Source organism: Chryseobacterium phosphatilyticum (assembly GCF_002899825.2).
In the GTDB taxonomy this organism is placed as follows: domain Bacteria; phylum Bacteroidota; class Bacteroidia; order Flavobacteriales; family Weeksellaceae; genus Chryseobacterium; species Chryseobacterium phosphatilyticum.
Genome location: NZ_PPED02000082.1, coordinates 1 through 466 on the forward strand (window position 1 = coordinate 1; position 466 = coordinate 466).

Genomic DNA, 466 nt, shown 5'->3' on the forward strand with positions numbered 1-466 from the left:
GCTATGTACGGACGGGATAACCGCTGAAGGCATCTAAGCGGGAAACCCACCTCAAAACGAGGTCTCCCTTGAGGGCCGTGGAAGACGACCACGTCGATAGGCCGGGAGTGCAAGCGCGGTAACGCGTTGAGCTGACCGGTACTAATCGCCCGATTGGCTTGATCGCTCTCATGATCCGTGTCCGGTGCTGATCGACCGCCGTAAGGCTGACGAACAGACACCACACCAAATGCGTCACGACCAAAGACCGACCGACATCCAAACGGCTGTCGGTCACTGCTTGCCCGAACAAACCCAAACATCTTGTGCTGCGCCGGCCTGGTGGCCTGAGCGGTGTGCCCAGAACCCGATCCCATCTCGAACTCGGCCGTTAAACACACCAGCGCCCATGGTACTGTGTCTCAAGACACGGGAGAGTCGGTCGCCGCCAGGCCTGCCCAGCACAAGCGACCACATTCCCTCACAC

2 rRNA genes are annotated in these 466 nt (G+C 59.9%); both read left to right on the top strand.

What is annotated here, in order from left to right:
• Window positions 1-166, top strand: a 23S ribosomal RNA gene (locus C1631_RS25495); the annotation flags it as partial.
• Between the two features lie 151 nt (window positions 167-317).
• Window positions 318-433, top strand: a 5S ribosomal RNA gene (gene rrf, locus C1631_RS25500).
• Window positions 434-466 lie beyond the last annotated feature (33 nt).